This window comes from Paenibacillus xylanexedens, assembly GCF_007680605.1.
Taxonomy (GTDB): domain Bacteria; phylum Bacillota; class Bacilli; order Paenibacillales; family Paenibacillaceae; genus Paenibacillus; species Paenibacillus xylanexedens_B.
In genome coordinates this window covers 1-286 of sequence record NZ_VEIO01000083.1, presented here as the reverse complement: position 1 = coordinate 286, position 286 = coordinate 1, and the positions used below count along the sequence as shown (strand labels likewise).

The window sequence follows — 286 nt, the reverse complement described above, 5'->3', positions numbered from 1 at the left end:
AAAACTTAATTGATCACTTATTTATTTTCCAAAACTATCCTGAAGTCAAGGAAATAAGTGGCCAATCCGAAAATCAGGATCTTCAGATCAAGAATATTCAAAGTTTTGAGCATACCAATTACTCGTTAAGCGTCATGATGTATGTAGAGGAGGACCAAGTCGTCATTAAAATCAGCTTCAATGAAGCGGACCATCGCAGAGATAACATCGAACGAGTTATCAGCCATTTGGAGACCATACTAGAGCAGATCGCTGAAACACCGGATATGCGGCTGGCGGAAATCGA

At 40.2% G+C, this 286-nt stretch carries 1 protein-coding gene; it reads left to right on the top strand.

The window, feature by feature from the left end:
- Positions 1 to 286 (top strand): condensation domain-containing protein (locus FS818_RS28485; protein ID WP_145336772.1); only part of this gene is annotated, 286 nt, incomplete at both ends.